A 1,190-nucleotide genomic window follows, 5' to 3' on the forward strand; every position below is an offset into this window, starting at 1 on the left:
TCGCTCGCTCCTAGCTCTTGCTCCGCAACATAGTAGGCCACCATTTGTTTTTGGCCCGTTTCATCCGTACGAGCCATCACCACCGCTTCTCGTACCGATTCCACTTGGAGCAGCTGCGTTTCGACCTCGCCTAGTTCAATCCGGTACCCCCGGATTTTCACCTGATGGTCGATCCGGCCCAGATACTCAATGTTCCCGTCCGGCATCCATCTCGCCAAATCGCCGGTGCGGTACATCCGTTCATAGCCTGCTTCCCCGCCAGCAAACGGATCTTTCACAAATTTCTCGGCCGTCAGCTCCGGACGGTTCAGGTAACCGCGGGCTACGCCGACACCACCAATACACAGTTCCCCTGCAACCCCAATCGGCTGCAATTGCTCCGTGCCTTCCTTCACAATGTACAGACGGATATTCTGAATCGGTTTCCCGATCGGAATCACTGCATATTCCTCATCCGGCTCGCAATCAAAGTACGATACGTCCACCGTCGCTTCGGTTGGTCCATACAGGTTGACCAGCTTCGCTCCGGCCAGGCTCGACACGAGCCGCTGGAACCGGGCCACATGCTGTGGCGGCAACGCTTCACCACTGGCAAAGACATGGCGCAGCGTGCCCAGCTTCGCTTGCATCACTTCTCGTGGCTGCTGCTCCACATACTCCAGGAATGCACGCAGCATGGCGGGTACAAAGTGCATTGTAGTCACGCCGTCGCGGGCAATCGTGTCCACGATGTCTTCCGGGTTCTTTTCCCCGCCCACGGACAACAGGCTTACCTTCGAGCCGACCATTGACCACCAGAACAGCTCCCACACCGACACGTCGAAGGTGAAGGCGGTCTTTTGCAGAATCGTATCTTCCGCACTCAAGCCGTAGCGATTATGCATCCACAAAATCCGGTTCAGCACGGAATGGTGCTCCACCATCACGCCCTTCGGTTTTCCCGTGGAGCCAGAGGTATAAATGACATAGGCGACATGGTGCGGTCCAGCCAGGGGCTCTAGATTTGAACTGTCTTCGTGATAGATGTCCTCGCGATCCAGTACCAGCACTTGGCCGTCAAAACTCAGCGAGGCTTGCTCCGCCAGATGCGCTTGCGTCAGCACCAGCTTCGCTCCCGAGTCCTCCAGCATAAAGCGGATACGATCGGCCGGATATTCCGGATCAATCGGCACATAGGCTCCGCCGGCCTT

General features: G+C 57.1%; 1 protein-coding gene. It reads right to left on the reverse strand.

Going from position 1 to position 1,190, the window contains the following annotated elements; genetic code table 11:
• On the reverse strand, positions 1-1,190 hold a 1,190-nt coding region (locus HFD99_RS24755; protein ID WP_167441047.1), incomplete at both ends, for a non-ribosomal peptide synthetase.

Origin of the sequence: Paenibacillus sp. EKM301P, assembly GCF_011800295.1 — a bacterium.
Classification (GTDB): Bacteria; Bacillota; Bacilli; order Paenibacillales; family Paenibacillaceae; genus Paenibacillus; species Paenibacillus polymyxa.